Source organism: Rhodovulum sp. 12E13 (assembly GCF_003340565.1).
Lineage (GTDB): Bacteria > Pseudomonadota > Alphaproteobacteria > Rhodobacterales > Rhodobacteraceae > HLUCCA09.
The window spans coordinates 59,822-84,682 of sequence record NZ_QPLK01000005.1 but is presented as its reverse complement, the minus strand read 5'-3'; the positions used below and the strand labels follow the sequence as shown (position 1 = coordinate 84,682).

Below are 24,861 nucleotides of genomic sequence, written 5' to 3'. Positions count from 1 at the left end.
TGCGCGTCTGCGCCGCGCGCCCGCTTGCCCCGGCCCCGGTGGCGGGATAGCGTCGCCGCCAGCCATGAGAGACACCCCCATGCACATCGGCATCCTGCAGACCGGCCACATGGCCGAGGCCGTCCGCCCGCAGACGGGCGACTACCCCGAGATGTTCGCCCGCCTGCTCGACGGGCACGGCCTGACCTTCACCACGTGGGACGTCGAGGGGGGAGAGTTCCCCTCGGGGCCCGAGGCCGCCGAGGGCTGGCTGATCACCGGCTCGCGCCACGGCGCCTACGAGGATCACCCCTGGATTCCCCCGCTCGAGGCGCTGATCCGCGCCATCGTCGCCTCGGGGCGGCCGCTCGTCGGCATCTGCTTCGGCCACCAGATCGTCGCGCAGGCGCTGGGCGGAAAGGTGGAGAAGTTCGCCGGCGGCTGGTCGGTCGGCCGGCACGTCTACACCACCGAAGACGGCGAGACCTACGCGCTGAACGCCTGGCACCAGGACCAGGTGACGGTGCCGCCCGAGGGCGCGCGCACCATCGCCCGGTCGGATTTCACCCGTCATGCGGCCTTCCTGATCGGCGATACGGTGCTGACCTGGCAGCCGCACCCCGAGTTCGGCACCGCCGAGGTCGAGGGCCTGATCGCCCACCGCGCCGGCCCCGGCGGCGTGCCGCCGGAGCGGGTCGAGGCGGCGCGCGCCGCGTTGGCGCAGCCGACCGACCGCGCCGCTCTGGGCCATTCCATCGCCGAGTTCCTGCTTGGCGCGCGCAGTCGGGCGGCCGATGTCGCTTGAATGGATCGTCGAGTTGCCCGAGGCGGCGCAGAGCTATCTCGTCGGGCGGCGGCTTGACGAGGTGGAGTGCCTCGTGGCCGACCTCGCGGGCGTCGCACGGGGCAAGGCCATGCCTGCCGCCAAGTTCTCGCGGCAGGCGAAGTTCTACCTGCCGAACTCGATCTTCCTGCAGACGATCACCGGCGACTGGGCCCAGGTCGAGGGCATGGCCTTTACCGAGCCCGACATGCTGCTGACGCCCGATTTCTCGACCGCGACCGCCGCGCCTTGGACGGGCGACTGGACGATCCAGATCATCCACGACATCACCGACAAGGACGGCACGCCCGTCCCCTACGCGCCGCGCAACCTGCTCAAGCGGGTCGTGGCGCTCTACGAGGCGGAAGGCTGGCGGCCCATCGTGGCGCCCGAGCTGGAATTCTACCTTGTCGCGCCCAACCTCGACCCGGGCAAGCCTGTCGAGCCGCCGATGGGCCGCTCGGGCCGCCGCGCGGCGGCGCGGCAGGCCTACTCGATGTCGGCGGTCGACGAATACGGCCCCGTCATCGACGACATCTACGATTTCGCCGAGGCGCAGGGCTTCGAGATCGACGGCATCCTGCAGGAGGGCGGCGCGGGCCAGGTCGAGCTGAACATGGCCCACGGCGACCCGGTGCGGCTGGCCGACGAGATCTTCTACTTCAAGCGGCTGATCCGCGAGGCGGCGCTGCGCCACGACACATACGCCACCTTCATGGCCAAGCCCATCGAGGGCGAGCCCGGTTCGGCCATGCACATCCACCATTCGGTGGTCGATGCCGTCACGGGCCGCAACATCTTCGCCGATGCGTCGGGGGCGGAGACCGAGGCGTTCCACCATTTCATCGGCGGCCTTCAGCACCACCTGCCGGCGGCGATCGCCCTGCTGGCCCCGTACGTTAACAGCTATCGCCGCTACGTGCGCGACCATGCAGCCCCGATCAACCTCGCCTGGGGCCGCGACAACCGCACGACCGGCCTGCGCGTGCCGGTCTCGGAACCCGAGGCGACGCGGGTGGAAAACCGCCTCGCGGGGATGGACTGCAACCCCTATATCGGCATCGCCGCCTCGCTCGCCTGCGGATATCTCGGCATGAAGGAGGGGCGGGTGCCGCAGGACGAGTTCACCGGCGACGCCTACGACACCGAGGCCGACATCCCCCGGACCTTCGGCGAGGCGCTGGAACTGTTCGACGAGAGCGATGCCTTGCGCGCCGTGCTCGGCACCGAGTTCTGCAAGGTCTACGCGGCCGTGAAGGACCTGGAATACCAGGAGTTCCTCCAGGTCATCAGTCCCTGGGAGCGCGAGCACCTGCTGCTCAACGTCTGATCCTCGCCCGGCGCGATCCGGCGGAGCGCCTTGCGGCGCATTCCCTTGGGTGGCGCCCGTTCCGGGCGCGCGCCTCCGGCGGGAGTATTTGGACCAGGATGATGGAGAGGGGCCGGCGCGCCGGGCCGTCCGGCGCGCCGGGAGGCGCGGTCAGGCGGCGCGCCAGTCGAAGAATCCGGCCGGAGCGCGGGCGAGCAGGCGCGCGCCCACGGCATGGCCCATCTCGGCGGCGTCTTCCACGGGCGCTGTCTCGGCGTCCTCGAGGCAGTCCGAGCCGTCGGGGCGCAGGATCTCGCCACGCAAGCGGATCGTGCCCCCGTCGAGTTCGGCGAGGCCGGCGATGGGCGTCTCGCAGGACCCGTCGAGCGCAGCGAGGTAGGCGCGTTCGGCCGCCAGCCGGGTGCCGGTGGTCGCGTCGTGGATGGCGGCGAGCATCTCGGCGGTGCGGGCGTCGTCGATCCGCCGCTCGATCCCGATGGCGCCCTGGGCGACGGCGGGCAGCATCTCGTCCGGCGTGAGCGGCACGCGCTTCACCTCGTGCGCGTTGAGGCGCGAGAGGCCCGCGCAGGCGAGGAACGTGGCCTCGGCCACCCCGTCGGCGAGCTTTTTCATCCGGGTCTGCACGTTGCCGCGGAACTCGACCACCTGCAGGTCGGGCCGCCTCCAGAGCAGTTGCGCTCGGCGCCGGAGCGAGGAGGTGCCCACCACGGCGCCCTCGTCGAGGTCGGCGAAGGCGGAGCCCGCGAGCGTCACGAAGGCGTCGCGCACGTCCTCGCGGGGCAGGTACGTGTCGAGGATCAGCCCCTCGGGCTGGATCGTCGGCATGTCCTTCATCGAATGCACGGCGATGTCGATGGCGCCCGACGCCAGGTCTTCCTCGATCTCGCGGGTGAAGAGGCCCTTGCCGCCGATCTCCTTGAGGGGACGGTCGAGCACCCGGTCGCCGGTCGTCTTGATGACGACGACCTCGAAGGCATCTTCGGGCAGGTCGAAGGCGGCCATCAGGCGGTCGCGGGTCTCGTGCGCCTGGGCGAGGGCGAGCGGCGAGCCGCGGGTGCCGATCCTGAGCGGGCGGTCGGGGGTGGGGAGATCGAGCGTCATGGGCCTCTCGGTAGCTGTGTCAGATATGGTTTACAATGCCGCACGCCGCGGGCGCGCCTTGACTTCCTGACGCAGACGCGGGAGCGATCCGAAGCGACCAGAGGAGGGCGAGGATGGCCGAAAAGACGCTGCTGCGGGCGCTGGCGGGCGAGGTGGTGCCGACGCCGCCGATCTGGATGATGCGGCAGGCGGGGCGCTACCTGCCGGAATACCGTGCGACGCGGGCCCAGGCGGGCGACTTCCTGTCGCTGTGCTACACGCCCGACCTGGCCGCCGAGGTCACGCTGCAGCCGATCCGCCGCTACGGCTTCGATGCCGCGATCCTGTTCGCCGACATCCTCCTGGTGCCGCAGGCGCTCGGCGCCGACCTGTGGTTCGTCACCGGCGAGGGGCCGCGCCTGTCGACCGTGACGACCGAGGACGATCTGGGCCGGCTGAAGGGGCCGGAGGACATTCACGACCATCTCGCGCCCGTCTACGAGACCGTGCGGATCCTGGCGCGCGAACTGCCCGCCGAGACCGCGCTGATCGGGTTCGCCGGGGCGCCGTGGACGGTCGCCACCTACATGATCGCCGGACGCGGCACCCCCGACCAAGGGCCGGCCCATGCCCTGATGCGGGAAAACCCGGCCCTTTTCGACGCGCTGATGGACCGCATCGAGGCCGCGACCATCGACTACCTGTCGCACCAGGTCGAGGCTGGCGCCGAGACAGTGAAGATCTTCGATTCCTGGGCCGGTTCGCTCACGGGCGCCGCGTTCGACCGCTACGCGCTGGAGCCCGCCCGCCGGATCACGGCCGCGCTGAAGAAGCGGCATCCGGGTCTTCCCGTCATCGCCTTCCCGCGCGGGGCTGGAATGCGCTACGAGGGGGCGCACGCCGCGACCGGCGCCGACTGCATCGCCCTCGACGACGGCGTGACGCCGGAATGGGCGGCCGAGCACGTCCAGGTCGCGGGGTGCGTGCAGGGCAACCTGGCCTCGTCGCACATGGTCACCGGTGGCCAGGCCCTCATCGACGAGACGCGCCGGATCGTGCGCGCCTTCTCGAAGGGGCCGCACATCTTCAACCTCGGTCACGGCATAACGCCAGACGCCGACCCCGCCAACGTGCAGTTGATGATCGACACGGTGCGCGAGACCGTCACGGCCTGACATCGAGGCGGACTCGCCGCCCGCTGCTTCTTCTTGCCCGAAATATCCCCGCCGGAGGCACGCGCCGTCCTCGGACGGCGCCACTCGAGGGGATGCGCCGAAGGCGCGCCGCTGTCTTTCCTTTCGGCGGGTGGGCCTGCACCCATGTGAGCCGCCCGAGACCATGCGGCGCGGCGGGGCGCCCCGGTGCTGTCTCGGCTGTCCGGGGCCGGATCAGGCGAGAGCGGTCACGGCCATTTCGCCAGCGGCGGCAGAGACATCAGGACGGCGTTGGCGTCGTGCCCGGTCTCGAGCCCGAACTTGGTGCCGCGGTCGTAGACGAGGTTGTACTCGGCGTAGAGCCCGCGATGAACGAGCTGTGCCTCGCGATCGGCCTCCGTCCAGGCCCGGTCGCGGTTGCGCTCGACGGTGGGCACGAAGGCCGGCAGGAACGCCTCGCCCACCGACCGGGTGAAGGCGAAATCGGCCTCCCAGTCGCCGGTGTTGAGGTCGTCGTAGAAGATGCCGCCGACGCCGCGGGCGCGGTGCCTGTGGGGGACGTAGAAATACTCGTCGGCCCAGGCCTTGAAGCGGTCGTAGTAGTCGGCCCCGTGGGGGGCGCAGGCCTCTTTCAGCGTGGCGTGGAAGGCGGCGGTATCCTCGGGCACCTCGATGCAGGGGTTGAGATCCGAGCCGCCGCCGAACCACCACGCGCCGGGCGTCCAGAACATGCGGGTGTTCATGTGCACGGCCGGGGTGTGCGGGTTCTGCATGTGGGCGACGAGCGAGATGCCCGAGGCCCAGAAGCGCGGGTCGGCCGCCATTCCCGGCACGCCACGGGCGGCCATCGCCTTTTGCGCGCGCTCGCCCAGCGTGCCGTAGACAGTGGAGACGTTGACGCCGACCTTCTCGAAGACGCGCCCGCCCCGCATGACGCTCATCAGCCCGCCGCCGGCATCGGAGCCGTCGTCGCTCGTGCGGCGCGTCTCGCTCACCTCGAAGCGGCCGGGGGCCTGTGCGGCGAAGGGGCCCGTCGCTTGCGCGTCTTCCAGCGCCTCGAAGGCGGCGACGATCCGGTCGCGGAGTTCACGGAACCAGCCCGAGGCCTTCGCCTTGCGCTCGTCGAAATGCTCGGTCATGTCTCGCCCCTCCGCTGCATGCTGAAGCATACCGCTAGCAAAGCGGGCGCCGCCGGGCCAGCGACGCACGGTCGCGCCGACGCGCCGCAACGGTTGGTCAAGGTTAACGCCCTATGGTTCCGCTCATGCGACTCGCCCCTTTGGCCCTGCTGCTGCCGCTAGTCGCCTGCGCGACCCCGCGCGAGGCATGCCTGCGTGCGGCGGGGTCGGAGCTGGCAACGCTCGATCGGCTGATCGTCGAGACGCAGGCGACCCTCGAGCGGGGCTACGCGCTGCGGCGCGCGCCCTATTCGGCGACGGTGCTGGATTTCTGCGTGGGCGGGGGCCGGTCGGCGTGGGGGGGCGGGCTCGGCCTGCGCTACTGCCCCGATATCGAGACCGGGTTTCGCGAGGTGCCGGTGGCGATCGACCCGGCGGCGGAGCGGCGCAAGCTGGCCGAGTTGCAGACACGTCGAGCAGCAGAGGCGCGGCGCGCGGCTGCGGCGGCGCAGGCCTGTCCCGCCTGACCTTCGTGTCGTCGGGGCCGGGCGCGCGCGCCCCGTGCGACGGTCGCCCCACCCGCCCACCCGCGCCCGCCGCACGGGCCGCGCGCGCCCGGCATCCCGGGAAATCCGGCCTCAGCCGGCGGCGCCGCGCGCCTCGATCACGCTGGAATAGCCGCGCGCCGCGAGCAGCCGGTCCAGGTCGCGGGCGAGGCGGGCGGCCAGCCCGATCCCCTCGTAGGCGAGCGCGGTGTAAAGCTGGACGGCGGTGGCGCCGGCCTCGATCTTGGCCAGCGCATCCTCGGCGGTAAAGATGCCGCCTACGCCGATCAGGGGCAGGGTGCCGCCGGTCTCGGCCTGCAGACGCCGCAGCACCTCGGTGGAGCGGGCCATGAGCGGCGCGCCCGACAGCCCGCCTTTCTGCCGTTTCCAGGGCGAGCGCAGGCCGTCGCGCGAGAGTGTGGTGTTGGTGGCCACCACGCCCTGGACGCCCGCCTCGAGCGCGGTTTCGGCAATGGCGGCGATCTCGGCGTCCGACAGGTCGGGCGCGATCTTGACGAAGACGGGGATCGGCCGGGGCAGCGCGGCGCGCGCCGCCATCACGCCAGAGAGCAGCTCCTGGAGCGCCGCGGTGCCCTGCAGGTCGCGCAGGGCCTCGGTGTTGGGCGACGAGACGTTGACGGTGGCGAAGTCGACCATTGGCCCGAGGCGCGCGAGGACCGTCGCGTAATCCGCCGCGCGGTCGGCGCTGTCCTTGTTGGCGCCGAGGTTGAGGCCGACGACAGCGCCCTTCGGGCACCGCTCCAGCCGGGAGGCGACAGCCTCCATTCCCTGATTGTTGAAGCCGAACCGGTTGATCGCGCCCCGGTCGGCGGGCAGGCGCCAGAGGCGGGGCCGCGGGTTCCCCTCCTGGGCGCGCGGCGTGACGGCGCCGGCCTCGATGAAGCCGAAGCCCGCGCTGGAGAGGGGAGCGAGCGCCTCGGCGTTCTTGTCGAAGCCCGCGGCCAGGCCGATCGGGTTGGGCAGCGCGAGGCCGGCGAGGTCGGTCGCCAGCCGGTCCGAGGTGACAGGCCCCGGCAGCGGGACGAGCCCCGCGCGCAGACCGCGCAAGGCGAGGGCATGGGCGGTCTCGGGATCGACGAGGCGCAGGGCGGCGAGGCCGGCCCACTCGACCAGGCTCACACCACGCCTTCGGGAAAGATGTGGCCCGTGGCGCCCAGCGGCAGCGACTTGTCCCACACCACGTCGGCCATGCGCAGGTCGCGGTAGAGATGGGGGAACAACGCGCCGCCGCGCGAGGGCTCCCATTTCAGCGGGTCGCCAAGCCGGTCGGCCTCGACCGCCACCAGAACGAGGTCGCTCTCGCCCGCGAAATGCTTCGCTGCCGTCTCGGCCACCTGCTCGCGCGTCGAGAAGTGGATGTATCCGTCGGCCACGTCGATCGGCGCGCCGCGCGTGCGTCCGGCCTCGCGCAGGGCGTCCCATTCGCAGCGGCGGAAGATCTTGAAGATCAGCATGGCCTGCTCCTGCACCGGGCGCCACGCCGGGTCAAGGCGCCCGCGTCTGGTGCCTCGATTTCACGCAACCGTCGCATGCCCGCGCGACAAGGCCGGTGCGCGGGTTTGACCTCTGGCCGTTGCCCGCGCAAACCTGTCGCACCAACCACAGGGAGACACGGGAATGCTCGCGAGGATTCTCACCACCACGACCGCCGCGCTGGCCCTGACCGCGCAGGCGGGGCTGGCGCAGGAGGAGTTCACCCTCCACATCCTGCACATCAACGACCTGCACAGCCGCATCCAGCCGATCAGCCGCTTCAACTCGACCTGTTCGGCCGAGGACGACGCCGCCGGCGAGTGCTTCGGCGGCGTCGCGCGGCTGAAGACGCTGGTCGACCAGAAGCGCGCCGAGCTCGAGGGCGAGAACGTGATCGTGCTCGACGCGGGCGACCAGTTCCAGGGGTCGCTGTTCTTCACCACCTACGAGGGGATGGCCGCGGCCGAATTCATGAACGCGATCGGCTTCGACGCGATGGCGCTTGGCAACCACGAGTTCAATCTCGGGCCGGGCAAGCTGGCGGCCTTCGTCGAGGCACTGGAGTTCCCCGTGGTCTCGGGTAGCCTCGACCTGTCGCAGTCGGAAGAGCTGGGCGGCCTCGTGCAGGACACGCTGGTGCTCGAGGTGGGGGGCGAGCGCATCGGCATCGTCTCGGCGGTGGCCTCCGACACGCCGGAGCTGTCGAGCCCCGGGCCCGACGTGATCTTCACCGACGAGGTCGACGCGGTGGCGGCCGATGTCGCGGCGCTGACCGAGCAGGGCGTGACAAGGATCGTCGCGCTGACCCATGTGGGCCTGCCGACCGACACCGAGATCGCCACGGTGCCGGGCGTCGACGCGGTGGTGGGCGGCCATTCGCACACCTACCTGTCGGCCTCCGATCCCGACCGTGACGGCGCCTATCCCACCATGGTCAGCCAGGAGGACGGCACGCTGGTGCCCGTTGTGCAGGCCTATTCCTACTCCAAGTATCTCGGCCATCTCGTGCTGACCTTCGACGCCGAGGGCAACGTGATCGACGCCACCGGCGACACCACCCTGGTCGGCCCCGACATCCCCAAGGACCCCGAGGTCGAGGCGCGGGTGGCCGAGCTGGCCGGCCCGATCGAGGAGCGGATGGGCGAGGTCGTGGCCGAGGCCGCGGCGCCCATCGACGGCGCCCGCGAGACCTGCCGCGCGATGGAATGCCCGATGGGCAACCTCGTGGCCGAGGCGATGCTCGACCGGGTGCGCGACCAGGGGATCCAGATCGCCTTCCAGAACGGCGGCGGCCTGCGCGCGTCGATCGACGGCGGGCCGGTGACGATGGGCGAGGTGGTGACGGTGCTGCCGTTCCAGAACACGCTCGCCACCTTCCAGCTCAAGGGCGAGCACGTGCTCGCGGCGCTCGAGAACGGCCTGAGCCAGGTCGAGGAGGGCGCCGGCCGTTTCCCGCAGGTCGCCGGGATGAAGTACACGTGGTCGCCGTCGGCCGAGCCCGGGTCGCGCGTGGTCGAGGTGACGGTCGACGAGGGCGGCGAGTGGGTGCCGCTCGACCCCGAAAAGACCTACGGCGTCGTGTCGAACAACTTCATGCGCACGGGCGGTGACGGTTACGCCATGTTCGATGCCCATGCCGAGAACGCCTACGATTTCGGCCCGGGGCTGGAAATCGTGGTGGCCGACTACCTTGCCGAGAACGTGCCCTACGAACCCTTCACCGACGGGCGCATCTCCACCGTCGAGTGACCTCCCGACGTGTTCGGGGAACGGCCCCGCCTCGGCGGCGGGGCCGTTTCAGTCTCCCTCGCCCTTTACCGCGGGTGCCCGCGCCCCCACCTATTCCGGGGACTTGGACAAGGGAGACGCACATGCAGTGCCCGATCGACGGAACGCAACTGGTGATGACCGAGCGCAGCGGCGTCGAGATCGACTATTGCCCGCAATGCCGGGGGGTGTGGCTCGACCGCGGCGAGCTCGACAAGATCATCGAGCGCTCCGCCGCGCAGGCCGCGCCGCCGCCCCCGCCGCAGGGCGGCTACCGTGAGCCAGCGCGGGAGGCCCGCGGTTACGGCGATCATGACGATCGGGGCTACAGGAAGAAGAAGCGCGGCGGCTTCCTCGACGAGCTGTTCGACTTCTGATCGGCCCGGCGGGCGGGCGCGTCAGACCAGCCCGCCCTCCGTGCAGCGGCGGAACTCTTCCACGGCGGGTGCGGCCGGCTCCGGGCCCGTCAGGGCGAAGGGCAGGGCGGTGTCGCCGAGATAGGCGGTAGCCGTCTCGTTGAACTGGAGCCCGTCGAGCACGTTGCCGAAGCCGCGGTCTGTCACGGTGAGGGCCGCGCCGCCCTCGGACAGGGCGTGACGGTTGGTCTGGATGGTCAGCGCGCGGCGCCCGTCGAACCGGATGACGAAGATGGGCCCCTCGGGCCACGCGCCCGCCGCGCGGCGGATCGTGATGGCGTATTCGGGCACCGCCGGGTCGTAGGTGACGCGCACATCGCCGCCCGCCTCGGCATGGGTCAGCTCGCAGACCGCACCGATGCGCGCCTCCCACGCGGGGGCGGCGGTGGCGGCGAGCAGGGGCACGAGGCAGGCGAGCGCGCGAATCATGCCGCAAGGATAGGCCGCGGGCGGGCGCGGGCCAGCCGCGCCGGTCAGGCCAACCTCTCGCCGCGCACGAAGACGCCCCGGATCACCGGCATGTCGCCCCGCAGGCCGAAGCGCACGAGGTCGGCCCGGCGCCCCGCGACGAGCGCGCCGCGGTCGGTCAGGCCCGTCGCCGCGGCCGGCGCCCGCGTGACCGTGGCGATGCCGCGGGCGAGATCGCCCCAGAGCGCGCCGAGCCGCACCGCGCCCAGCAGGAGGCCCGCCGGAACGTAGTCGGACGACAGGATGTCGAGCAGCCCGTCGCGCGCGAGGTCGGCCGCCGCCACGTTGCCCGAGTGAGAGCCGCCGCGGATCAGGTTGGGCGCCCCCATCATCACCGGGATACCGGCGTCGCGGCAGGCGCGCGCAGCCTCGTCCGTGGTGGGAAACTCGGCCAGCCGCACGCCGTGGCCGGCCGAGGTGGCGACGTGCTCGGCCGTCGTGTCGTCGTGGCTGGCGAGGGTCGCGCCGTAGCGGCGCGCCTCTTCCACGGCGCGGGCCTCGTGCGCGGCGCCCACCCGCTGCTGCAGCTCCTTCAGCTCGGCGATGTGCTCGATGAACTCGGTCTCGCTGCGCCCCGACTTGCCCATGACGTAGGCACGCAGCTTGGTGATGTCGCGGAACTGGCGCTGCCCCGGCGTGTGATCCATCAGGCTGACGATGCCGACGCGGTCGGAGGGGCCGAAGCCGGCCATCTCGTCCGGCAGCGTCTCGGAGCAGATTTCCGCTCGCAGGTGCAGGAAATGGCTGATCCGCAGCGCGCCCTCGCCGCGCAGGGCGAGGATCTCGTCGGCGAGCGCGCGGGCGTAGGGCTTCAGCCCGTCGCGGACAGTCAGGGTGGAGCCGACGCGCAGCGCGTCGAAGACTGTGGTGATCCCGCAAGAGGCGAGCTCGGCATCGTGGGCGAGGATCGCGGCCTCGTGTGGCCAGTCGACCTCGGGGCGCGGCTCGATATGCCGCTCGAGGTTGTCGGTGTGCAGCTCGACGAGGCCGGGCGCGAGGTGGTCGCCATGACAGTCGACGGCGCCATCGGGCACGCCTTCTCCTTCTTCGACGGCTGCGATCTGCCCGCCCTCGATCACGAGGCGCCCCGTCGCCACCCGGTCGGGCAGGACGAGGCGCGCGTTGGCGAAGACGATGGTCGCCGGCAGGGCCCCGGTGGCAGGCGCCGGTCGATCGAGACGGGTCATGGCAGCGCCTCTTGACTGTCGAGCGCGGCAAGGGCGGCCCCGGCCGCCGCCGCGAGGGTGGTGGAATTGTCGATGCGGACGACGCGCAGCCCCTCGGGCAGCGGCGCCTCTCGGACCAGTCGCGCCGCGATGTCGTCCATCGATTCACGGCCGCGCGCGGCGAGCCGCTGCGCGCGAAGCTCCGGCCGTGCGGTGACGTGCAGCACGACGAGCGAGGGGAACCGCGCTTGCGCCTCGCCCAGCACGCCGCGCGAGAGGTTCACCAGCGCGTCGCGCCCGGCGCCGAGGCAGGCCAGCTCCGCCCTCGGAACGCCGTAGGCCAGACCGTGCGCCCGCCACGCCAGCGCAAAGGCGCCCCCCGCCTCGGCACGAGCGAACTCCGCCTCGGTGGCGGGCACGAACGGCTCTCCCCCCGGCTCGGCGGGGCGAGTGACGACGCGGCGCACCCAGTGCAGCGCCGGGCGGCGGGCGACCATCGCGGCGGCCACACTGTCCTTGCCCGCGCCAGAGGGGCCGACGACGGCGATCAGCCGCCCGCTCATGCCGGCACCGGCGCGAAGGCCGAGACGTCGACCTCGCGGTCGCAGACGCGGGCGCGCGCCGCCGCGTCGTGGAAGATGCCGAGGATCGCCGCGCCGCGCGCCCTGGCCTCGTCGACCAGCGTCAGCACCACCTCTCGGTTCGCCGCATCGAGGCTTGCCGTCGGCTCGTCGAGCAACAGCGCCGGGTAGGGGTGGGCGAAGCCGCGGGCGATGTTCACGCGCTGCTGCTCGCCCCCCGAGAATGTGGTGGGCGAGAGCGCCCAGAGCCGCTCGGGCAGGTTGAGGCGTGTCAGCAGCGCCCGCGCCCGCCCCAGCGCCGCTTCGCGGCTGGCGCCCACGGCCAGCAGCGGCTCGGCCACCACCTCGAGCGCGGGCACCCTCGGCACGACCCGCAGGAACTGGCTGACATGGCCCAGCCGGTCGCGCCGGAGCGCCAGGATCTCGCGCGGGGCGGCGCGCGCCACGTCGACGCCGCAGACCGCGATCCGGCCCGCCCCCGCCAGGTAGTTGCCGTGGATCATGCGCATCAACGTCGACTTCCCCGCGCCCGAGGCGCCCGTCAGCGCCACGCATTCGCCCGCCTCGACGGCGAGCCGCGCGCCCGCCAAGACCGGGATCACCGCGCCGCCCTGATCGTGCAGGGTAAACGACTTGTCCAGCCCGTCGACCTCGATCACCGCCATCGGAACCACCCCTTGCGGCGGAAGATCACGAGCGCCGCCACCACCGAGGCCCCCATCAGCGCCAGCGCCATCGGGTAGCCGAAGCGCCAGTCAAGCTCGGGCATGTGCGCGAAGTTCATGCCGTAGATCGACGCGATCAGCGTCGGTGGCAGGAAGATCACCGCGACGACCGAGAAGATCTTGATGATCTGCGCCTGTTCGATGTTGATCATCCCCAGCGTCGCGTCGAGCAGCAGCGCCGTCTTCTGCTGCAGGAAGCCCGCATGCTCGGCGATGGTGCGCACGTCGCGCAGGAAGCTCTTGATCATGCGGCGCAGGTCGGGCGCGGCGCCGCGCTGGTCGAGCACCGGCAGCAGGAAGCCCAGCAGCCGTTCCATCGTCAGCAGGCTTTCGCGCAGCTGCATCACCAGCCCGTCCGACAGGCCGATGGCCCGCAGCGTGCGCTGGTGGTCGGGGTCGTCGCCTGGCGCGGGGTCGAAGCTGGCGCGGCTGAGCCCGTCGATCTCGCGGCCGGCCTGCTCGGTGATGTCGGCGAGGCGGTCGACGATCGCCTCGAGCAGCCCCGCCAGCACCGTCTCGGCCGAGGTGCAGCCGAGCGAGGCCTGCCCCGCCCGGTCGGGATAGGTGTCGAAGGGCCGGGGCGTGTGATGGCGCAGCGTCACCAGCCGGTCGGCCGTCAGCACGAAGCTCACCGGCTCGAGCGCCGCCGCCCGCCCGTCGAAGCCCGCGGGGATCTGTGCGGTCATCACGGGCACGCCCGAGACGAGGTAGAGCCGCGAGGATTGCTCGATTTCCTGCTGGTCCTCCCGCGAGGGCAGCGACAGGCCGATCAGCTCCGACACGCGCGCGCGCTCGGCCTCGTCGGGCTCCACCAGGTCGAGCCAGACGGCGCTCCCGGCGCCCTCCGGCCCGGCGTCGCGCACCCCGTCCCCGTCGAGGTGGAACGCCCGGATCATCGTGCGCCCTCCCTCATACCTGCAGGACCGAGCTGACGAGCAGCTGGGTATGGGCGTGCTGGGGGTCGTCGAGCACCTGGTCGGTCAGGCCCTGTTCCACCACGTGCCCGTCCTTCATCACCATCAGGCGGTCGGCGAGCAGACGCACCACGGCGAGGTCGTGGGTGACGACGATGGCCGACAGCCCCATCTCGCGCACCAGCCCGCGCACCAGGTCGAGCAGCCGCGCCTGCACGCTCACGTCGAGGCCGCCGGTCGGCTCGTCCATCAACACCAGCCGCGGGCCGGTCACGAGGTTGCGGGCGATCTGGAGGCGCTGCTGCATGCCCCCCGAAAACGCCGAGGGGCGGTCGTCGATCCGGTCGGGCGCGATTTCGACGCGTGCCAGCCAGTCGAGCGCCGCCGCGCGAATGTTTCCGTAGTGCCGCGCGCCCGTGCCCATCAGCCGCTCGCCCACGTTGCCGCCGGCGCTCACCCCCATGCGCAGCCCGTCGCGCGGGTTCTGGTGCACGAAGGCCCAGTCGGTGCGCATCAGCCGCCGCCGCTCGGCCTCGGCCAGCGCCAGCGTGTCGACCGAGCCGTCGCCCGCGTCGTAGAGCACCCGCCCCGTATCGGGCGCGAGGTGCCCCGAGAGGCACGACAGCAGCGTCGACTTGCCCGAGCCCGACTCGCCCACGATCCCCAGCACCTCGCCGCGCCACAGTTCGAACGACACGTCGCCGCAGCCGATGCGCCCCCCGTAGCGCTTCGTCAGCCTCTCGGCCGAGAGGAGCGGCCGGTCACCGCCGTGCGTGCCCGGCCCGCCCGTGCCCGGCCCGCCCGTGCCCAGCCCGTCCGCGCCCGCGGCCTCCGCGACCATTGCCGCCGCGCCTACCGCGCCCGCCTGCGTTACCGCGCCCATGCCACCCCCAGCCGGCCGCGATGATGTCGCGCACGACGCCACGCCCCATCATCTTGGTCGAAATACTCCGGGGGAGTCGCCCTGCAGGGGCGACGGGGGCAGCGCCCCCCCGGGCGGCCGGCCACGGGCGCTGCCGCCGGGTCGGTGCACGCCCCGCTCATTCGGCCGCCGCTCCGACACGGCCCTCGGCGCGGCGGGTCTCGCAGTAATCGGTGTCGGAGCAGACGAACAACCGCCCGCCCGCATCGTCGACGACCACCTCGTCCAGATAGGCGCCGGTCGCACCGCAGAGCGCGCAGGGCGCATCGGCCTTCGCAGGGTCGAAGGGGTGATCCTCGAAGTCGAGGCTGACGACCCGCGTATGGGGCGGGAGCGCGTAGATCCGCTGCTCGCGCCCCGCCCCGAAGAGCTGGATCGCGGCGCTCTTCAGCTTGGGATTGTCGAATTTCGGGATCGGCGAGGGGTCCATCACGTAGCGGCCCTCAACCTGCACCGGGTAGGCATAGGCCGTGGCGATGGCGCCGTGGCGGGCGATATCCTCGTAGAGACGCACATGCATCAGCCCGTATTCCTCGAGCGCGTGCATCTTGCGCGTCTCGGTCTCGGACGGCTCGAGAAAGCGCAGCGGCTCGGGGATCGGCACCTGGTAGACGAGGATCTGCCCCTCCGCGAGCGGCGTCTCGGGGATGCGGTGGCGGGTCTGGATGACGCTCGCCTGAGCGGTGCGCGTGGTCGTCGCCACGCCCGCGACCCGCTGGAAGAAGCGGCGGATCGAGACGGCGTTGGTGGTGTCGTCGGCGCCCTGGTCGATCACCTTCAGCGTGTCCTCGGGCACGAGCGTCGCCGCCGTCACCTGCACGCCGCCCGTCCCCCAGCCGTAGGGCATCGGCATCTCGCGGCTCGCGAACGGCACCTGGTAGCCGGGGATGGCGAGGCCCTTGAGGATGGCGCGGCGGATCATCCGCTTGGTCGGCTCGTCGAGATAGGCGAAATTGTAGCCGGCCTCGCTCACAGAAGCCCCCTTTCGCGCAGATCGCGTTCCAGCGCCTGCGGCCCGGTGAAGCGCACGGCGTCCATGCCGGCCGCGCGGGCGCCGTCCACATTGCGCGGGCTGTCGTCGATGAACAGGCAGTCCGCCGGCGCCACGCCTGCGCGCGCGCAGAGGGTGCGGAAGAGGCGCGCGTCGGGCTTGGCGACGCCTTCCTGCCCCGAGACGACCGTCACGCCGAAGGCGCTGCCGAGGCGGGGATGCACGGTCAGGCCGCGCGGCCATGTCTCGGCCGACCAGTTGGTGATCGCGTGCACCGGCACGCCGCGCGCCGTCAGCCGGTCGAGCAGCGCCCAGCTGCCCTCGATGGCGGTGGGCACGGTGAGCGGATAGCGCGCCACGTAGTCGGCCAGCAGGCGCGCATCCCGCGCGTCGGCGAGTTCCGCGGCGAGGTCGGCGAAGCGTTCGCCCGCGTCGGCCCGGTGGTTCCGGGCGGGAAAGTCGATGCGCGCCATGAACGCCTCGACCGCCGCGCGGCTGCCGAACGCATCCATCCAGGCGAGGTGCGGTTGCCACTCCACCAGCACGCCGCCGATGTCGAAGACCACCACCGACGGGTTCATTCCGCGGCCTCCCTTCGCCCGCTCTCGGCCGCCTTGCGGCGCAGGCGGCGGACCAGCTCGAGCTCGGACTGGAAGTCGACGTAGTGGGGCAGCTTGATATGCTCCAGAAAGCCGGTCGCCTGCACGTTGTCGGCGTGCATCAGCACGAATTCCTCGTCCTGGATCGGGGCGCCGGTGTCGTCCTGTCCCAGCTCGTGCCAGCGCAGGGCGCGGTCGACCAGCGCCATGGCGATGGCCTTGCGCTCGGACTGGCCCATGACGAGGCCGTAGCCGCGGGTGAACCGCGCGGGCTCGGCCTTCGAGCCAGCGAACTGGTTGACCGTCTCGCATTCGGTCAGTTCGACGCTGCCGATCTCGACGGCGAAGCCCAGCTCGGGGATGTCGAGCTCGACCGCGACCGTGCCGATGCGCAGCTCGCCCACGAAGGGGTGGTTGCGCCCGTAGCCACGCTGCGAGGAGTAGGCGAGGCCGAGCAGGAAGCCCTCGTCGCCCCGCGCCAGCGCCTGCAGGCGGAGCGGCCTGTCGGCGGGCAGCTCCAAGGGCTGGCGGGTCAGGTCGGGGGGCGGGGCCGCGTGTTCCGGGTCGGGGGGCGGCTCGGGCTGGATCACGCCCTCGCTGTCGAGATAGCCGAGCACGTGGGGCATGGCCTGCGGCCCGGCGTCGGCCTGCGGCCCGGCGTCCGCCTGCGCCGCGTCCGCCTGCGCCGGGTCGGGCACGCGGGCGTCCGCCGCCCCGCCCTCGGCGGCCAGCGCGAAGTCGAGCAGGCGGTGGGTATAGTCGAAGGTCGGCCCGAGGATCTGCCCGCCCGGGACGTCCTTGAACGTGGCCGAGATGCGCCGGGCGCAGAGCATCGCGCCGGTCTCGACGGGGCGCGAGGCGCCGAGGCGCGGCAGCGTCGTCTTGTAGGCACGGATCAGGAAGATCGCCTCGATCAGGTCGCCGCGCGCCTGCTTGATGGCCAGCGCAGCGAGGTCGGGGTCATGGAGGGCGCCCTCCGCCATGACGCGGGCGACCGAGAGCGCCAGTTGCTCGCGGATCTGCGCGAGGGTCAGCTCGGGCACGGCCGGGTCGCCGCGCCGCGCCTCGGCCAGCCAGTCGTGCGCGGCGTCGATCGCCCGCTCGCCGCCCTTGACCGCCACATACATCAGAGCACCCGGGTGGAGCGGGGCAGTGCCGCCAGCCGGTCGCCGCAGGTGAAGAAGAAGTCGAGACCGAGCGGAAAGTGCGCGTGGTTGGCGCGAAAGGCGGCCCGATCAGGCAGCGACAGGGCGGCGCGCGTGGCGATGCCGGGTCCTTCCAGCTCTGCCCCCTCGGCGGTCAGCCTGTCGAGCTCGACGATCAGGGTGGCGGACCGGTCGGGATACTCGGGCAGGCCGCGGGGGTAGGCGTCGAGCGGCTGCAGCGCCTCCCACCGGCCGAGGGCGAAGGCAGCCTCGGCCGGCGCCACCAGCGGCGCGGCGGTGTGGAAGGCGAGCCAGTCGCGCACCGCCGGGCAATCGGCCGCGTCGGCGAGGTGCAGCGGCGTGTCGGCATCGACGAGCGTCAGCAGCAGAACGCCGGCGGCGGGTGAGAGGGGCGCGGGCGGCGTGGCGCCCGCCACCCGCTCGATCCGGCCGGGGCGGGCGAGGGCGGACATCGCGGCGCGGAAGGCGCGGGCAGCCTCGACGGGTGGATCGTGGAAGCCCAAGGTGGCGACCATCAGTCCTCCCCCCGCGCCATGGTGAAGAACTCCACCTTCGACGCCGCCGCGCGGCGGGCGGTTGCGGCACGCCGCGCGGCCTCGGCCTCGGCCAGCGGGGCGAGCAGGGCGGCGCGCACCGCGCCTGACTCCGCTCCCTGCATCAGAGCGTCGGCGAGGGCGGCGCGGCGAGCATGCGCCTTGTCGCGGCCCTGCACCCAGGCATGGCCCTCCCGCCCGTCGGCCAGCCGCAGGGCGCAGCGCGTGACGGTCATCTCGCCCAGGTTGAAGGGGGCGCCGGTGGCGCCGGCGCGGCCGCGGACCATCACCGCGCCTGTCTCGGGCGGGCGCAACCAGTCGTGGACAGGCTCGGGCAGGTCGGCCTCGGCCCAGAGGCGGGCGACGTCGGCCGCGGGGGCGCGCGCGAGCAGGCCCATCCATGTCTTCCGGTCCATCTCTGCCGCGTCGCTCATCGGGGCCGTTGCCTTGCCGCGCTCGAATATATACAACTAGACAGGTATCGCAGGGCCAGCCCCGACGCAATCCTCCCTGACGTGAAGTGTCGGTGACATGCCCCGCACGCCCCTCTGGACCAGCATCGAGGCCGCGCTGACCGGCGACATCGCCGAGGGGCGGTATCGGGCGGGTGACCGGCTGCCGAGCGAGGCGGCGCTGGCGGCGCGCTTCGGCGTCAACCGGCACACGGTGCGCCGGGCGCTCGCGGCGATGGCCGAGGCGGGGCTGGTTCATGCGCGGCGCGGCGCGGGCGTGACGGTGCTGCACCGGCCGACCGAGTATCCGATCGGGCGGCGCGTGCGCTTTCACCGCAACCTGCAGGCGGCCGGGCGACTTCCGGCGCGCGAGGTCGCTGCGCTCGAGACCTGCGCCGCGAGCGAGGCCGAGGCGGCGGCACTCGAGGTCGCGCCGGGCGCGCACGTCGTCGTGTGCGAGGGCCGGTCGCTGGCCGACGGTCAGCCCATCGCCCTGTTCCGCAGCGTCTTTCCCGCCGACCGCCTGCCCGGGATCGGCGACGCGCTGCGCGAGGTGGCGTCGGTCACCGAGGCGCTCGTCCGCTGCGGGGTGGCCGACTACACCCGCCGCTCGACCCGAATCGCCGCGCGCCCTGCCGACGCGACGCAGGCGGCGCGGCTGATGGTGGAGGAGGGCGCGGCGCTCCTTCGGACCGTTTCGGTCAGCGTCGACCCGGCGGGCGTGCCGGTGGAGCACGGCACGACGTGGTTCGCGGGCGAGCGGGTGACGCTGACGCTGGCCGAGCCCTGACGCTGGCCGAGCCCTTCATCGGGCGGCGCTCCGCTCGTCAGCCTGCGTGTTTCTCGAGAAACGCCTCGGCCGACAGCGCGCGGAAATCGCCGAGCGCGGCGCGCAGCCTCTCATGCTCCCAGTCCCACCAAGGCAGCACGACCAGGCGCGCTGCGATGTCGGGCGGCTGGCGGCGGCGCAGGGGTCGGGCGGGCCGCCGGCGATGGTGTAGGGGGGCGACATCGCGGGTGACCACGGCGCCGGCGGCGACCACCGCGCGCGGCCCGGCGTCACTTCGGGCTGCGCCCGCGCGGCGTGCCCGAGCCAGGTGTCGGGGGGCCGAAGCTGCCGGTATCGGTGAACAGGATCGCCAGCGCGCCGGTGAGCGGGCCGGGGCCGATGGCGCGGGAGAGCGCGATCGTCCGGAGCAGCGCGTCGACCCCGCGCAGGAAGTGGAAAACGCGCCGGGCAAAGCTCCGCAGCAGGCGCAGCGCATCCATCACCACCTGGGCGTTCATCGGATAGAGACCGGCGATCGGCCCGTCGGCGAGGATCGCCCTTGGCTCCCGCATCAGGACGATGGCGACGACATCCATCCGCCGCCCGCGAGCCCGCCCGTCTCCACGATCTCGACCTCGACCCGGCCCTCGGTCGGGGCGATCGGCCGCTTGGGCATACGCAGCAGGGGAGGGCCGCCGGCGCCCGAGCGGCCGATGACGCCCACCATCGCCGGCCGGCCGGTCTCCCGCACGGCCGCGTTTACGGCGACGTTCGGGCCGAGGCGGCTTGTCCGTCTCTCGATGCGCGGCAAGGCGCGCCGCTTGTGGTCTCGCGGGGCAGACGCCGGTTGCCGCCCGGATGGCCGGTCTGCCGCGCGGGATCGGGCCGCCCGCGCGGCGGCGGGACGCGGCGAGCGGGGGAGCGAACCCGCCATGCGGCTCCGCCCGCCGCACCCGGCGGGAGGCCGCGCGTGACGTTCTGCGCGAAAGCCGTCGCACGCCGCGTCGATTGTGCGGGACCGCGCGCCGCGCTAGGTCGCAGGGCGAGCCCTGCCGCACGCTGCCCCGGAGCCCCCATGCGCGCCCCCGAATTCGAAGCCTCGCTGCACGACGCCGCCCTCTACCCGCAGCTGTGGCGGCTGCTGCTCGGTTCGGGCCTCGCGCTGCTGATGTGGCTGTCGCTGGCGGTGCTGATCGTGGGCCTCGCGGTGGCCGTGGTGGCCGGACAGCAGGGCGCGTTCGGCATCATGCCCTTCGTCAACGGGCTGGCCAGCCCCGACACGCCGGGCAAGGTGATCCTGCTGCTGGCCACCTTCGCCGGCCTGTTCCTCGGCGCCATCGTCGCCGCCGCGGCGCTGCATTTCCGCGGCCCCGGCTCGCTCTTCGGCCCGGGGGCCGAGTGGTGGCGCGGCTTCGGGCTGTCGCTCGCTGTGCTGGTGCCGATCTACGGGGTGCTCATGGCCCTCTCCATCGGCTTCGGCGGGGTCGAGGCCAACCTCGCCCTCGGGCGGTGGCTGGCGCTGCTGCCGCTGGCGCTGCCCTTCCTGTTCCTGCAGATCGCGGCGGAGGAGCTGTTTTTCCGCGGCTACCTGCAGCAGCAACTCGCCGTCCGGTTCCGCGCCCGCTGGGTGTGGATGTGGATCCCGGCGGTGATCTTCGCCGTGCTGCACACCAACCCCGCGGCCGGGCCGAACCTGCCGCTCGTGCTGCTCGCCGCGCTCACCTTCGGCCTTGTCGCCGCCGACCTGACCGAGCGGACGGGCTCGCTCGGCGCGGCGATGGGGGTGCACCTGGGCAACAACTTCTTCGGGGTGTTCGTGGTGGCCACGGCCGAAACTATAACGGGCCTCGCCCTCTACGTCTCGCCGGTCGACATCTCGCAGACCGGTGTGCAGAGCCTGTCAATGGCCGGAGCCACGGTGCTGCTGCTCGCGGTCTGGGCCATTCTCGTGAAGGTCCTCGACCGTTAGCCCCGCCCGCCGCGGGCCGGTGACACCCAGCCGCCGGGCCCATCGAAAGGTCGCCTGCGGCGGCTCTCCCTCGTGGCGCCGCCCGCGGGCGGCGCGGGCCTCCGGCGGGGATATTTGGAGCAAGAAGAAGCCCGCGACGGCGGGGCATCGGGCACGTTTGCCGGAGTTGGCGGTGCGGGGGCGGCGCCTCGCGGGGGAGCGGGGCGCGCCCCGCTTCTTGCGGGAGGTGGGCGCGACCGCCGTGGCCGTGCCTGCCGTTGATCGGTGACGGCTGCAGGGTGGGCGCCCGACGAGGCCGGGCCGGGGCGCTCGAGGGCCTCCGGCGTCGGATCCCGGTGGCGGGCAGCGCAGGTGGCTCGATGCGTTCCCGATGCCCCGCCGCACTCCGCTTGACCTCCTGCCGGACAATGCCGAAGGTCGCCGGGCAGGGGACACGGGTGCATGCAGGACACGAGGTATCGCAACGCGCTGGTGACGGGAGCGTCACGTGGCATCGGCCTGGCGATTTCGCGTCGCCTGATCGCGGGGGGGCTGCGCGTGCATGGCGTCGGCCGGTCGGGAGATGCGCTCGCCCGCGCGGCCGGCGAGCTGGGCGCGGGCTTCGTCTGCTGCCCGGCGGATATCCGCGATACCGACGCGATCCTCGCGCATCTGGGGGCGATCGATATCGACGTGCTCGTGAACAACGCGGGCGGGCTGTCGAGCGTGCGCCCGCTGACCGAGCAGACCGCCGAGGAGACCGAAGAGACCGTCGCGCTGAACCTCACCGCGCCGCTGCAGTTGATGCGGTCGCTCCTGCCGGGCATGATCGCGCGCCGGCGCGGCCATGTCTTCAACCTGACCAGCACGGCCGCGCGCGGCGTCCTGCCCGGCACGACGGCTTACGCCGCGGCCAAGGCGGGCCTCGCGCAGGCGGGCCACGTGCTGCGCTACGATCTGGCCGGGACCGGCGTGCGGATCACCGAAGTGGCCCCGGCGCGCGTCGAGACGGACTTCTACCTTTCGGCCTTCGCCGGCGACCGCGAGACGCTGCGCGAGAAGCTCTACACGGCGCAGAAGGCGCTGGCGCCGGAGGATGTCGCCGAGACGATCTGGGCGGCGCTGGCGATGCCGGCCCATGTCGACCTCTCCGAGATCGTCGTCACCTCGACCGACCAGGCGCCCGGTGGGCAGGTCTTTGCCCCGCGTGGCGGGTCATGAGCGGCCGTGCAGCTTGCGCAGCACAACGTCGCACGCGTCATGCCATGCCTCCGGCGTGCCGGCGGCCTGCAGATGCGCCAGCCCCGCTTCGGTGATGCCGCCCGGCGTGACGACGCGCGCGAGCAGGTCGTCGATCGTCGCCTCCTGCTCGTCCACCATCCGACCCGCGGCGACGAAGGTGCGCGCCATGAGGACCCGCGCCGCCGCGGGCTCCACCCCGGCGGCGCCGGCCCAAGCGGCGCTTTCGCGGATAAGCGCCTGCGCCCAGCCGTAGATCGCCGCGCTTGCGGTCGCGGCCTCGAACTGCGCCTCGTCCTCGAGCGGGACGGGCGTGCCGAAGGCCGAGAGGATCGGCGCCAGCGCCGGGCTGGCCGGGTAGACGAGGGTCGGGCTCGCGCCCAGCTCGGCGGCGGTGATCGGCATGATGCGCACGATGCCGGCCGGCGCGGCGGCCTCTGCCAGCGCGGCGACCGGCACGCCGGCGCAGGCGCTTGCGAGGGTCTGGCCACGGCGCCATGGCAGGCCGCGCAGGGCCGTGACGGCGTCGGCGGGGCGCACCGCGAGCAGCACCGTCTCGGCGCGGCGCACGAGCTCGGCGTTGTCGGTGGCGAGCGCGAAGCCGTGCCGGGCCGCCAGCACTGGCCCCTGCCCGCGGGGCGAAAGGACGATCCGGCCGGCCGGGTGGCCCGCACGCAGGAGGCTCGTCAGAAGGGCGGAGGCAAGGTGCCCCACGCCGATGATCCCCAATGTCATGCTCTGTCCCCTCTGCCACCGTCGCCCACCGCGGGCGCATGCAAGGTGGCGGGATGCACGCCGATGGCAACCCGGTTTCCCCGTGTCCGTCGGCGCCCCGCGCCATCGACAGCGGGACGACGCGCGTGACCGGTCCGCTTTCCCTCTGCGATCCGGCGCTGGCGCCCGGACGCGCGCTGCTCGCCGAGGGTCGCGCGATGGCCGGGGAATGGCAGCTCGGCCCCTGCCGCTTTCTGGAGGCCGAAGGCGTGGCCTCGGAGGCCGCCTACAAGCGCCGGGCCGTGGCCGAGGGGCGGATCATGCAGCATGCCCATGTCGGCTTTCGCAGCGTCGACCGAACGGTCGCGGCGATGGCCGAGCTGCATGCGGCGGCGGCGAACCGCGGCGCCCGGATCGACCGCTTCGGCGTCACCCTCGACTGGACGATGGGCTACCCGCCCGATCGCCGCGCGCACGCCCCCCGCGGGACGGGCATCGTGCTGAACGGGCCCGAGGATTTTGCCCGCATCACCAACGCGAGCCCGGCCGCCGCGCATTTCGGCGACTTCATGCTGGGCCTGCCCGGCGCGCTGGAGAACACGCAGGCGGCCATCGCCGCGGGCGCCACCGCCATCGGCAATCTCGGGCAATACTTCACCTTCCGCCTGCCCTACTGGGACGACGACGTGGCGACCACCGAGGCGACCGTTCGGGCGCTGGGGCTCATCGCGGCGCAGGAGGCCGAGATCCTCGTTCATTCCAATCTCGACGACGGCTTCGCGGGCCTGTTCCGCGACATGGCCTCGGCGCTGGGCATGGTGCTGATCGAGAAGCATATCGTGGAGCATCTTGTGGGCGCGCGGCTGGCCTTCTGCTTCGGGCACCACTTCTCGGCGCCGCTGACGCGTGCGGCGTTCCACGCCGCGCTGGCCCGTGTCACCGAGACGCCGGGCAGCATGATCTTCGGCAATACCGTGGCCTACCGGGGCGGGCCGGCCGAGAACTACGCCAGCCTGTCCGCCTACCTGATGGTCGATCTGCTGGCGCTTTCGCGGCAACCGACCGGCCACGCCGTCAACCCGGTGCCGGTGACGGAGAACCAGCGCATTCCCGATGTCGACGAGATCCTCGACGCGCAGCTCTTCGCCGCGCGCCTGGCCGAGGCCGCGCCGGGCCACGCCGCGCTGGTGGACACCGCCGGGATCGACGCGGTGGCCGACCGGCTGGTCGAGGGGGGGCGGGCCTTTGCGGCGCGCGCCCTCGCGGGGCTGACCGAGCGCGGTGTCGACACGGCCGACCCCGCGGCGCTGATGCTGGCGATCCGGCGGCTGGGGGCGAAGCGGATGGAGGCGCTGTGGGGCGTGCAGGCCGGCGACGCGGAGGCGCAACCGCTCGTCGCCGCCGACTGGGCGCGCGAGCTCGACGCGGCCGCGCGGGACTGGGCCGCGCGGCACGCTGCGCTGCGGCCCCGGTTGGCCGGGCGGCGGGTCGCGCTGGGCACGACCGACGTGCACGAGCACGGCGCCTACCTCGTCCGCGGCGCGCTGGAGGGGCTGGGGCTCGAGGTGATCGACGGCGGCGTGTCGGTGGATGCCGAGGCGCTGGTCGCTACCGCGCTCGAGGCCGGCGCCGATGCCATCGCCGTCAGCACCTACAACGGCGTCGCGCTGCCCTACGCCCGGGCGGTGATCGACGAACTCGCGCGGCACGGGGCCGCCCTTCCGGTGCTGGTGGGCGGCAAGCTCAACGAGATCCCCGCCGAGTCCAATTCCGGTCTGCCGGTGGACGTGACGGCCGAGATCCGCGCGGCCGGCGCCTATCCCTGCCGCGACCTCGACGACATGCTGGAAACCTGCCCGCTCTTCCGGGCCTGAGGCCGCTGGCCGCGTCTTCCGGGGTGGGGATCGCCACCGGTTGACGCCGCCGGCGCGTTGGGCAAGTGGTATCTAATATAACACGGAGCGGCGC

General features: G+C 72.8%; 27 protein-coding genes and 1 pseudogene. 10 read left to right on the top strand and 18 right to left on the bottom strand.

Going from position 1 to position 24,861, the window contains the following annotated elements; translation table 11 throughout:
- Window positions 1-79 precede the first annotated feature (79 nt).
- Window positions 80-784, top strand: a complete 705-nt coding sequence (locus DLJ49_RS06165; RefSeq protein ID WP_115392660.1) for a type 1 glutamine amidotransferase — start codon at window positions 80-82, stop codon at window positions 782-784.
- On the top strand, window positions 774-2,132 hold the full coding sequence (locus tag DLJ49_RS06160; protein ID WP_115392659.1) for a glutamine synthetase family protein: 1,359 nt from the start codon (window positions 774-776) through the stop codon (window positions 2,130-2,132). The genes DLJ49_RS06165 and DLJ49_RS06160 overlap by 11 nt, the downstream gene beginning before the upstream one ends.
- A gap of 150 nt (window positions 2,133-2,282) precedes the next feature.
- Here the strand turns inward: DLJ49_RS06160 and hemC are convergent, their stop codons facing one another.
- Window positions 2,283-3,233 (bottom strand): hydroxymethylbilane synthase, encoded by a 951-nt coding sequence (gene hemC, locus DLJ49_RS06155; RefSeq protein WP_115392658.1) that lies wholly within the window; start codon window positions 3,231-3,233, stop codon window positions 2,283-2,285.
- Window positions 3,234-3,346: 113 nt separating this feature from the next.
- Between hemC and hemE the strand changes: the two genes are divergently transcribed.
- Window positions 3,347-4,387: a uroporphyrinogen decarboxylase gene (gene hemE, locus DLJ49_RS06150; RefSeq protein ID WP_115392657.1), complete on the top strand. Its 1,041-nt coding sequence runs from the start codon at window positions 3,347-3,349 to the stop codon at window positions 4,385-4,387.
- A gap of 227 nt (window positions 4,388-4,614) precedes the next feature.
- Here hemE and hemF read toward each other — a convergent pair whose 3' ends face one another.
- Window positions 4,615-5,505 carry an oxygen-dependent coproporphyrinogen oxidase gene (gene hemF, locus DLJ49_RS06145; RefSeq protein ID WP_115392656.1) on the bottom strand — a complete coding sequence of 297 codons (891 nt, stop codon included), beginning with the start codon at window positions 5,503-5,505 and terminating at the stop codon, window positions 4,615-4,617.
- 125 nt (window positions 5,506-5,630) lie between these two features.
- On the opposite strand from hemF, the gene DLJ49_RS06140 reads away from it, so the two are divergent.
- Entirely contained in the window at window positions 5,631-6,011 is a 381-nt protein-coding gene (locus DLJ49_RS06140; RefSeq protein ID WP_147277270.1) for a hypothetical protein, read from the top strand.
- A 111-nt stretch (window positions 6,012-6,122) separates the two neighbouring features.
- Here the strand turns inward: DLJ49_RS06140 and DLJ49_RS06135 are convergent, their stop codons facing one another.
- Together DLJ49_RS06135 and DLJ49_RS06130 are read right to left on the bottom strand one after the other, a co-directional pair.
- Window positions 6,123-7,169, bottom strand: coding sequence for a quinone-dependent dihydroorotate dehydrogenase (locus tag DLJ49_RS06135; RefSeq protein ID WP_115392654.1), 1,047 nt, complete (start codon window positions 7,167-7,169; stop codon window positions 6,123-6,125).
- Complete coding sequence (locus DLJ49_RS06130) at window positions 7,166-7,504, bottom strand: DUF952 domain-containing protein (protein WP_115392653.1); 339 nt, start codon at window positions 7,502-7,504, stop codon at window positions 7,166-7,168. The genes DLJ49_RS06135 and DLJ49_RS06130 overlap by 4 nt, the downstream gene beginning before the upstream one ends.
- Window positions 7,505-7,667: 163 nt before the next feature.
- Here DLJ49_RS06130 and DLJ49_RS06125 point away from each other — a divergent pair, with 163 nt between their 5' ends.
- Window positions 7,668-9,272: a bifunctional metallophosphatase/5'-nucleotidase gene (locus tag DLJ49_RS06125; protein ID WP_115392652.1), complete on the top strand. Its 1,605-nt coding sequence runs from the start codon at window positions 7,668-7,670 to the stop codon at window positions 9,270-9,272.
- Between the two features lie 122 nt (window positions 9,273-9,394).
- Window positions 9,395-9,667, top strand: coding sequence for a TFIIB-type zinc ribbon-containing protein (locus DLJ49_RS06120; RefSeq protein WP_115392651.1), 273 nt, complete (start codon window positions 9,395-9,397; stop codon window positions 9,665-9,667).
- Between the two features lie 21 nt (window positions 9,668-9,688).
- Here the strand turns inward: DLJ49_RS06120 and DLJ49_RS06115 are convergent, their stop codons facing one another.
- The 11 genes from DLJ49_RS06115 to phnG form a co-directional block, all read right to left on the bottom strand.
- The gene (locus DLJ49_RS06115) at window positions 9,689-10,135 is read right to left on the bottom strand and encodes an excinuclease ABC subunit B (RefSeq protein ID WP_115392650.1); all 447 of its coding nucleotides are present in this window, start codon (window positions 10,133-10,135) and stop codon (window positions 9,689-9,691) included.
- 44 nt (window positions 10,136-10,179) lie between these two features.
- Complete coding sequence (locus DLJ49_RS06110; protein WP_115392649.1) at window positions 10,180-11,361, bottom strand: alpha-D-ribose 1-methylphosphonate 5-triphosphate diphosphatase; 1,182 nt, start codon at window positions 11,359-11,361, stop codon at window positions 10,180-10,182.
- Complete coding sequence (gene phnN, locus DLJ49_RS06105; RefSeq protein ID WP_115392648.1) at window positions 11,358-11,903, bottom strand: phosphonate metabolism protein/1,5-bisphosphokinase (PRPP-forming) PhnN; 546 nt, start codon at window positions 11,901-11,903, stop codon at window positions 11,358-11,360. Before phnN ends, DLJ49_RS06110 begins: the two co-directional genes overlap by 4 nt.
- Entirely contained in the window at window positions 11,900-12,586 is a 687-nt protein-coding gene (phnL, locus tag DLJ49_RS06100; RefSeq protein ID WP_369932494.1) for a phosphonate C-P lyase system protein PhnL, read from the bottom strand. Before phnL ends, phnN begins: the two co-directional genes overlap by 4 nt.
- Window positions 12,577-13,542 (bottom strand): magnesium transporter CorA family protein, encoded by a 966-nt coding sequence (locus DLJ49_RS06095; protein WP_115392647.1) that lies wholly within the window; start codon window positions 13,540-13,542, stop codon window positions 12,577-12,579. Before DLJ49_RS06095 ends, phnL begins: the two co-directional genes overlap by 10 nt.
- A gap of 13 nt (window positions 13,543-13,555) precedes the next feature.
- Window positions 13,556-14,401: a phosphonate C-P lyase system protein PhnK gene (gene phnK / locus DLJ49_RS06090; protein WP_115392646.1), complete on the bottom strand. Its 846-nt coding sequence runs from the start codon at window positions 14,399-14,401 to the stop codon at window positions 13,556-13,558.
- 199 nt (window positions 14,402-14,600) lie between these two features.
- Window positions 14,601-15,455: an alpha-D-ribose 1-methylphosphonate 5-phosphate C-P-lyase PhnJ gene (locus DLJ49_RS06085; protein ID WP_115392645.1), complete on the bottom strand. Its 855-nt coding sequence runs from the start codon at window positions 15,453-15,455 to the stop codon at window positions 14,601-14,603.
- Entirely contained in the window at window positions 15,452-16,054 is a 603-nt protein-coding gene (locus tag DLJ49_RS06080) for an HAD family hydrolase (protein WP_115392644.1), read from the bottom strand. Before DLJ49_RS06080 ends, DLJ49_RS06085 begins: the two co-directional genes overlap by 4 nt.
- Entirely contained in the window at window positions 16,051-17,199 is a 1,149-nt protein-coding gene (locus tag DLJ49_RS06075; protein ID WP_115392643.1) for a carbon-phosphorus lyase complex subunit, read from the bottom strand. The genes DLJ49_RS06080 and DLJ49_RS06075 overlap by 4 nt, the downstream gene beginning before the upstream one ends.
- Window positions 17,199-17,753 carry a phosphonate C-P lyase system protein PhnH gene (phnH, locus tag DLJ49_RS06070; RefSeq protein ID WP_115392642.1) on the bottom strand — a complete coding sequence of 185 codons (555 nt, stop codon included), beginning with the start codon at window positions 17,751-17,753 and terminating at the stop codon, window positions 17,199-17,201. The genes DLJ49_RS06075 and phnH overlap by 1 nt, the downstream gene beginning before the upstream one ends.
- Window positions 17,753-18,205 (bottom strand): phosphonate C-P lyase system protein PhnG, encoded by a 453-nt coding sequence (gene phnG / locus DLJ49_RS06065; protein WP_115392641.1) that lies wholly within the window; start codon window positions 18,203-18,205, stop codon window positions 17,753-17,755. Before phnG ends, phnH begins: the two co-directional genes overlap by 1 nt.
- 97 nt (window positions 18,206-18,302) lie before the next feature.
- On the opposite strand from phnG, the gene phnF reads away from it, so the two are divergent.
- Window positions 18,303-19,013 carry a phosphonate metabolism transcriptional regulator PhnF gene (phnF, locus tag DLJ49_RS06060; protein ID WP_115392640.1) on the top strand — a complete coding sequence of 237 codons (711 nt, stop codon included), beginning with the start codon at window positions 18,303-18,305 and terminating at the stop codon, window positions 19,011-19,013.
- Window positions 19,014-19,330: 317 nt separating this feature from the next.
- Here the strand turns inward: phnF and DLJ49_RS06050 are convergent.
- Both DLJ49_RS06050 and DLJ49_RS21420 read right to left on the bottom strand, forming a co-directional pair.
- Window positions 19,331-19,474, bottom strand: a pseudogene (locus DLJ49_RS06050) (phosphonate ABC transporter, permease protein PhnE); the annotation flags it as partial.
- 89 nt (window positions 19,475-19,563) lie between these two features.
- Window positions 19,564-19,743 carry a hypothetical protein gene (locus DLJ49_RS21420; RefSeq protein WP_158547409.1) on the bottom strand — a complete coding sequence of 60 codons (180 nt, stop codon included), beginning with the start codon at window positions 19,741-19,743 and terminating at the stop codon, window positions 19,564-19,566.
- Between the two features lie 324 nt (window positions 19,744-20,067).
- On the opposite strand from DLJ49_RS21420, the gene DLJ49_RS06045 reads away from it, so the two are divergent.
- The gene (locus DLJ49_RS06045) at window positions 20,068-20,961 is read left to right on the top strand and encodes a CPBP family intramembrane glutamic endopeptidase (RefSeq protein WP_115392638.1); all 894 of its coding nucleotides are present in this window, start codon (window positions 20,068-20,070) and stop codon (window positions 20,959-20,961) included.
- Window positions 20,962-21,402: 441 nt separating this feature from the next.
- Window positions 21,403-22,161 (top strand): SDR family oxidoreductase, encoded by a 759-nt coding sequence (locus DLJ49_RS06040; RefSeq protein ID WP_115392637.1) that lies wholly within the window; start codon window positions 21,403-21,405, stop codon window positions 22,159-22,161.
- Here the strand turns inward: DLJ49_RS06040 and DLJ49_RS06035 are convergent.
- On the bottom strand, window positions 22,156-22,914 hold the full coding sequence (locus tag DLJ49_RS06035; RefSeq protein ID WP_115392636.1) for a pyrroline-5-carboxylate reductase family protein: 759 nt from the start codon (window positions 22,912-22,914) through the stop codon (window positions 22,156-22,158). The genes DLJ49_RS06040 and DLJ49_RS06035 overlap by 6 nt on opposite strands.
- Window positions 22,915-23,039: 125 nt before the next feature.
- Here DLJ49_RS06035 and DLJ49_RS06030 point away from each other — a divergent pair, with 125 nt between their 5' ends.
- On the top strand, window positions 23,040-24,767 hold the full coding sequence (locus DLJ49_RS06030) for a cobalamin-dependent protein (RefSeq protein ID WP_199533312.1): 1,728 nt from the start codon (window positions 23,040-23,042) through the stop codon (window positions 24,765-24,767).
- The last annotated feature ends 94 nt before the right edge of the window (window positions 24,768-24,861 follow it).

What these genes read in the sequence shown, in the direction of transcription:
- DLJ49_RS06130 (WP_115392653.1), bottom strand. Translation starts at nt 7,504, where the DNA reads ATGCTGATCTTCAAGATCTTCCGCCGCTGCGAATGGGACGCCCTGCGC.
- phnK (WP_115392646.1), bottom strand. Translation starts at nt 14,401, where the DNA reads ATGGTCGCGGAGGCCGCGGGCGCGGACGGGCTGGGCACGGGCGGGCCG.
- DLJ49_RS06120 (WP_115392651.1), top strand. Translation starts at nt 9,395, where the DNA reads ATGCAGTGCCCGATCGACGGAACGCAACTGGTGATGACCGAGCGCAGC.
- phnN (WP_115392648.1), bottom strand. Translation starts at nt 11,903, where the DNA reads ATGAGCGGGCGGCTGATCGCCGTCGTCGGCCCCTCTGGCGCGGGCAAG.
- phnF (WP_115392640.1), top strand. Translation starts at nt 18,303, where the DNA reads ATGCCCCGCACGCCCCTCTGGACCAGCATCGAGGCCGCGCTGACCGGC.
- DLJ49_RS06160 (WP_115392659.1), top strand. Translation starts at nt 774, where the DNA reads ATGTCGCTTGAATGGATCGTCGAGTTGCCCGAGGCGGCGCAGAGCTAT.
- DLJ49_RS06040 (WP_115392637.1), top strand. Translation starts at nt 21,403, where the DNA reads ATGCAGGACACGAGGTATCGCAACGCGCTGGTGACGGGAGCGTCACGT.
- hemC (WP_115392658.1), bottom strand. Translation starts at nt 3,233, where the DNA reads ATGACGCTCGATCTCCCCACCCCCGACCGCCCGCTCAGGATCGGCACC.
- DLJ49_RS06115 (WP_115392650.1), bottom strand. Translation starts at nt 10,135, where the DNA reads ATGATTCGCGCGCTCGCCTGCCTCGTGCCCCTGCTCGCCGCCACCGCC.
- DLJ49_RS06035 (WP_115392636.1), bottom strand. Translation starts at nt 22,914, where the DNA reads ATGACATTGGGGATCATCGGCGTGGGGCACCTTGCCTCCGCCCTTCTG.
- phnG (WP_115392641.1), bottom strand. Translation starts at nt 18,205, where the DNA reads ATGAGCGACGCGGCAGAGATGGACCGGAAGACATGGATGGGCCTGCTC.
- phnL (WP_369932494.1), bottom strand. Translation starts at nt 12,586, where the DNA reads ATGGCGGTGATCGAGGTCGACGGGCTGGACAAGTCGTTTACCCTGCAC.
- DLJ49_RS06075 (WP_115392643.1), bottom strand. Translation starts at nt 17,199, where the DNA reads ATGTATGTGGCGGTCAAGGGCGGCGAGCGGGCGATCGACGCCGCGCAC.
- DLJ49_RS06095 (WP_115392647.1), bottom strand. Translation starts at nt 13,542, where the DNA reads ATGATCCGGGCGTTCCACCTCGACGGGGACGGGGTGCGCGACGCCGGG.
- DLJ49_RS06140 (WP_147277270.1), top strand. Translation starts at nt 5,631, where the DNA reads ATGCGACTCGCCCCTTTGGCCCTGCTGCTGCCGCTAGTCGCCTGCGCG.
- hemE (WP_115392657.1), top strand. Translation starts at nt 3,347, where the DNA reads ATGGCCGAAAAGACGCTGCTGCGGGCGCTGGCGGGCGAGGTGGTGCCG.
- phnH (WP_115392642.1), bottom strand. Translation starts at nt 17,753, where the DNA reads ATGGTCGCCACCTTGGGCTTCCACGATCCACCCGTCGAGGCTGCCCGC.
- DLJ49_RS06125 (WP_115392652.1), top strand. Translation starts at nt 7,668, where the DNA reads ATGCTCGCGAGGATTCTCACCACCACGACCGCCGCGCTGGCCCTGACC.
- DLJ49_RS06045 (WP_115392638.1), top strand. Translation starts at nt 20,068, where the DNA reads ATGCGCGCCCCCGAATTCGAAGCCTCGCTGCACGACGCCGCCCTCTAC.
- hemF (WP_115392656.1), bottom strand. Translation starts at nt 5,505, where the DNA reads ATGACCGAGCATTTCGACGAGCGCAAGGCGAAGGCCTCGGGCTGGTTC.
- DLJ49_RS06165 (WP_115392660.1), top strand. Translation starts at nt 80, where the DNA reads ATGCACATCGGCATCCTGCAGACCGGCCACATGGCCGAGGCCGTCCGC.
- DLJ49_RS06110 (WP_115392649.1), bottom strand. Translation starts at nt 11,361, where the DNA reads ATGACCCGTCTCGATCGACCGGCGCCTGCCACCGGGGCCCTGCCGGCG.
- DLJ49_RS06080 (WP_115392644.1), bottom strand. Translation starts at nt 16,054, where the DNA reads ATGAACCCGTCGGTGGTGGTCTTCGACATCGGCGGCGTGCTGGTGGAG.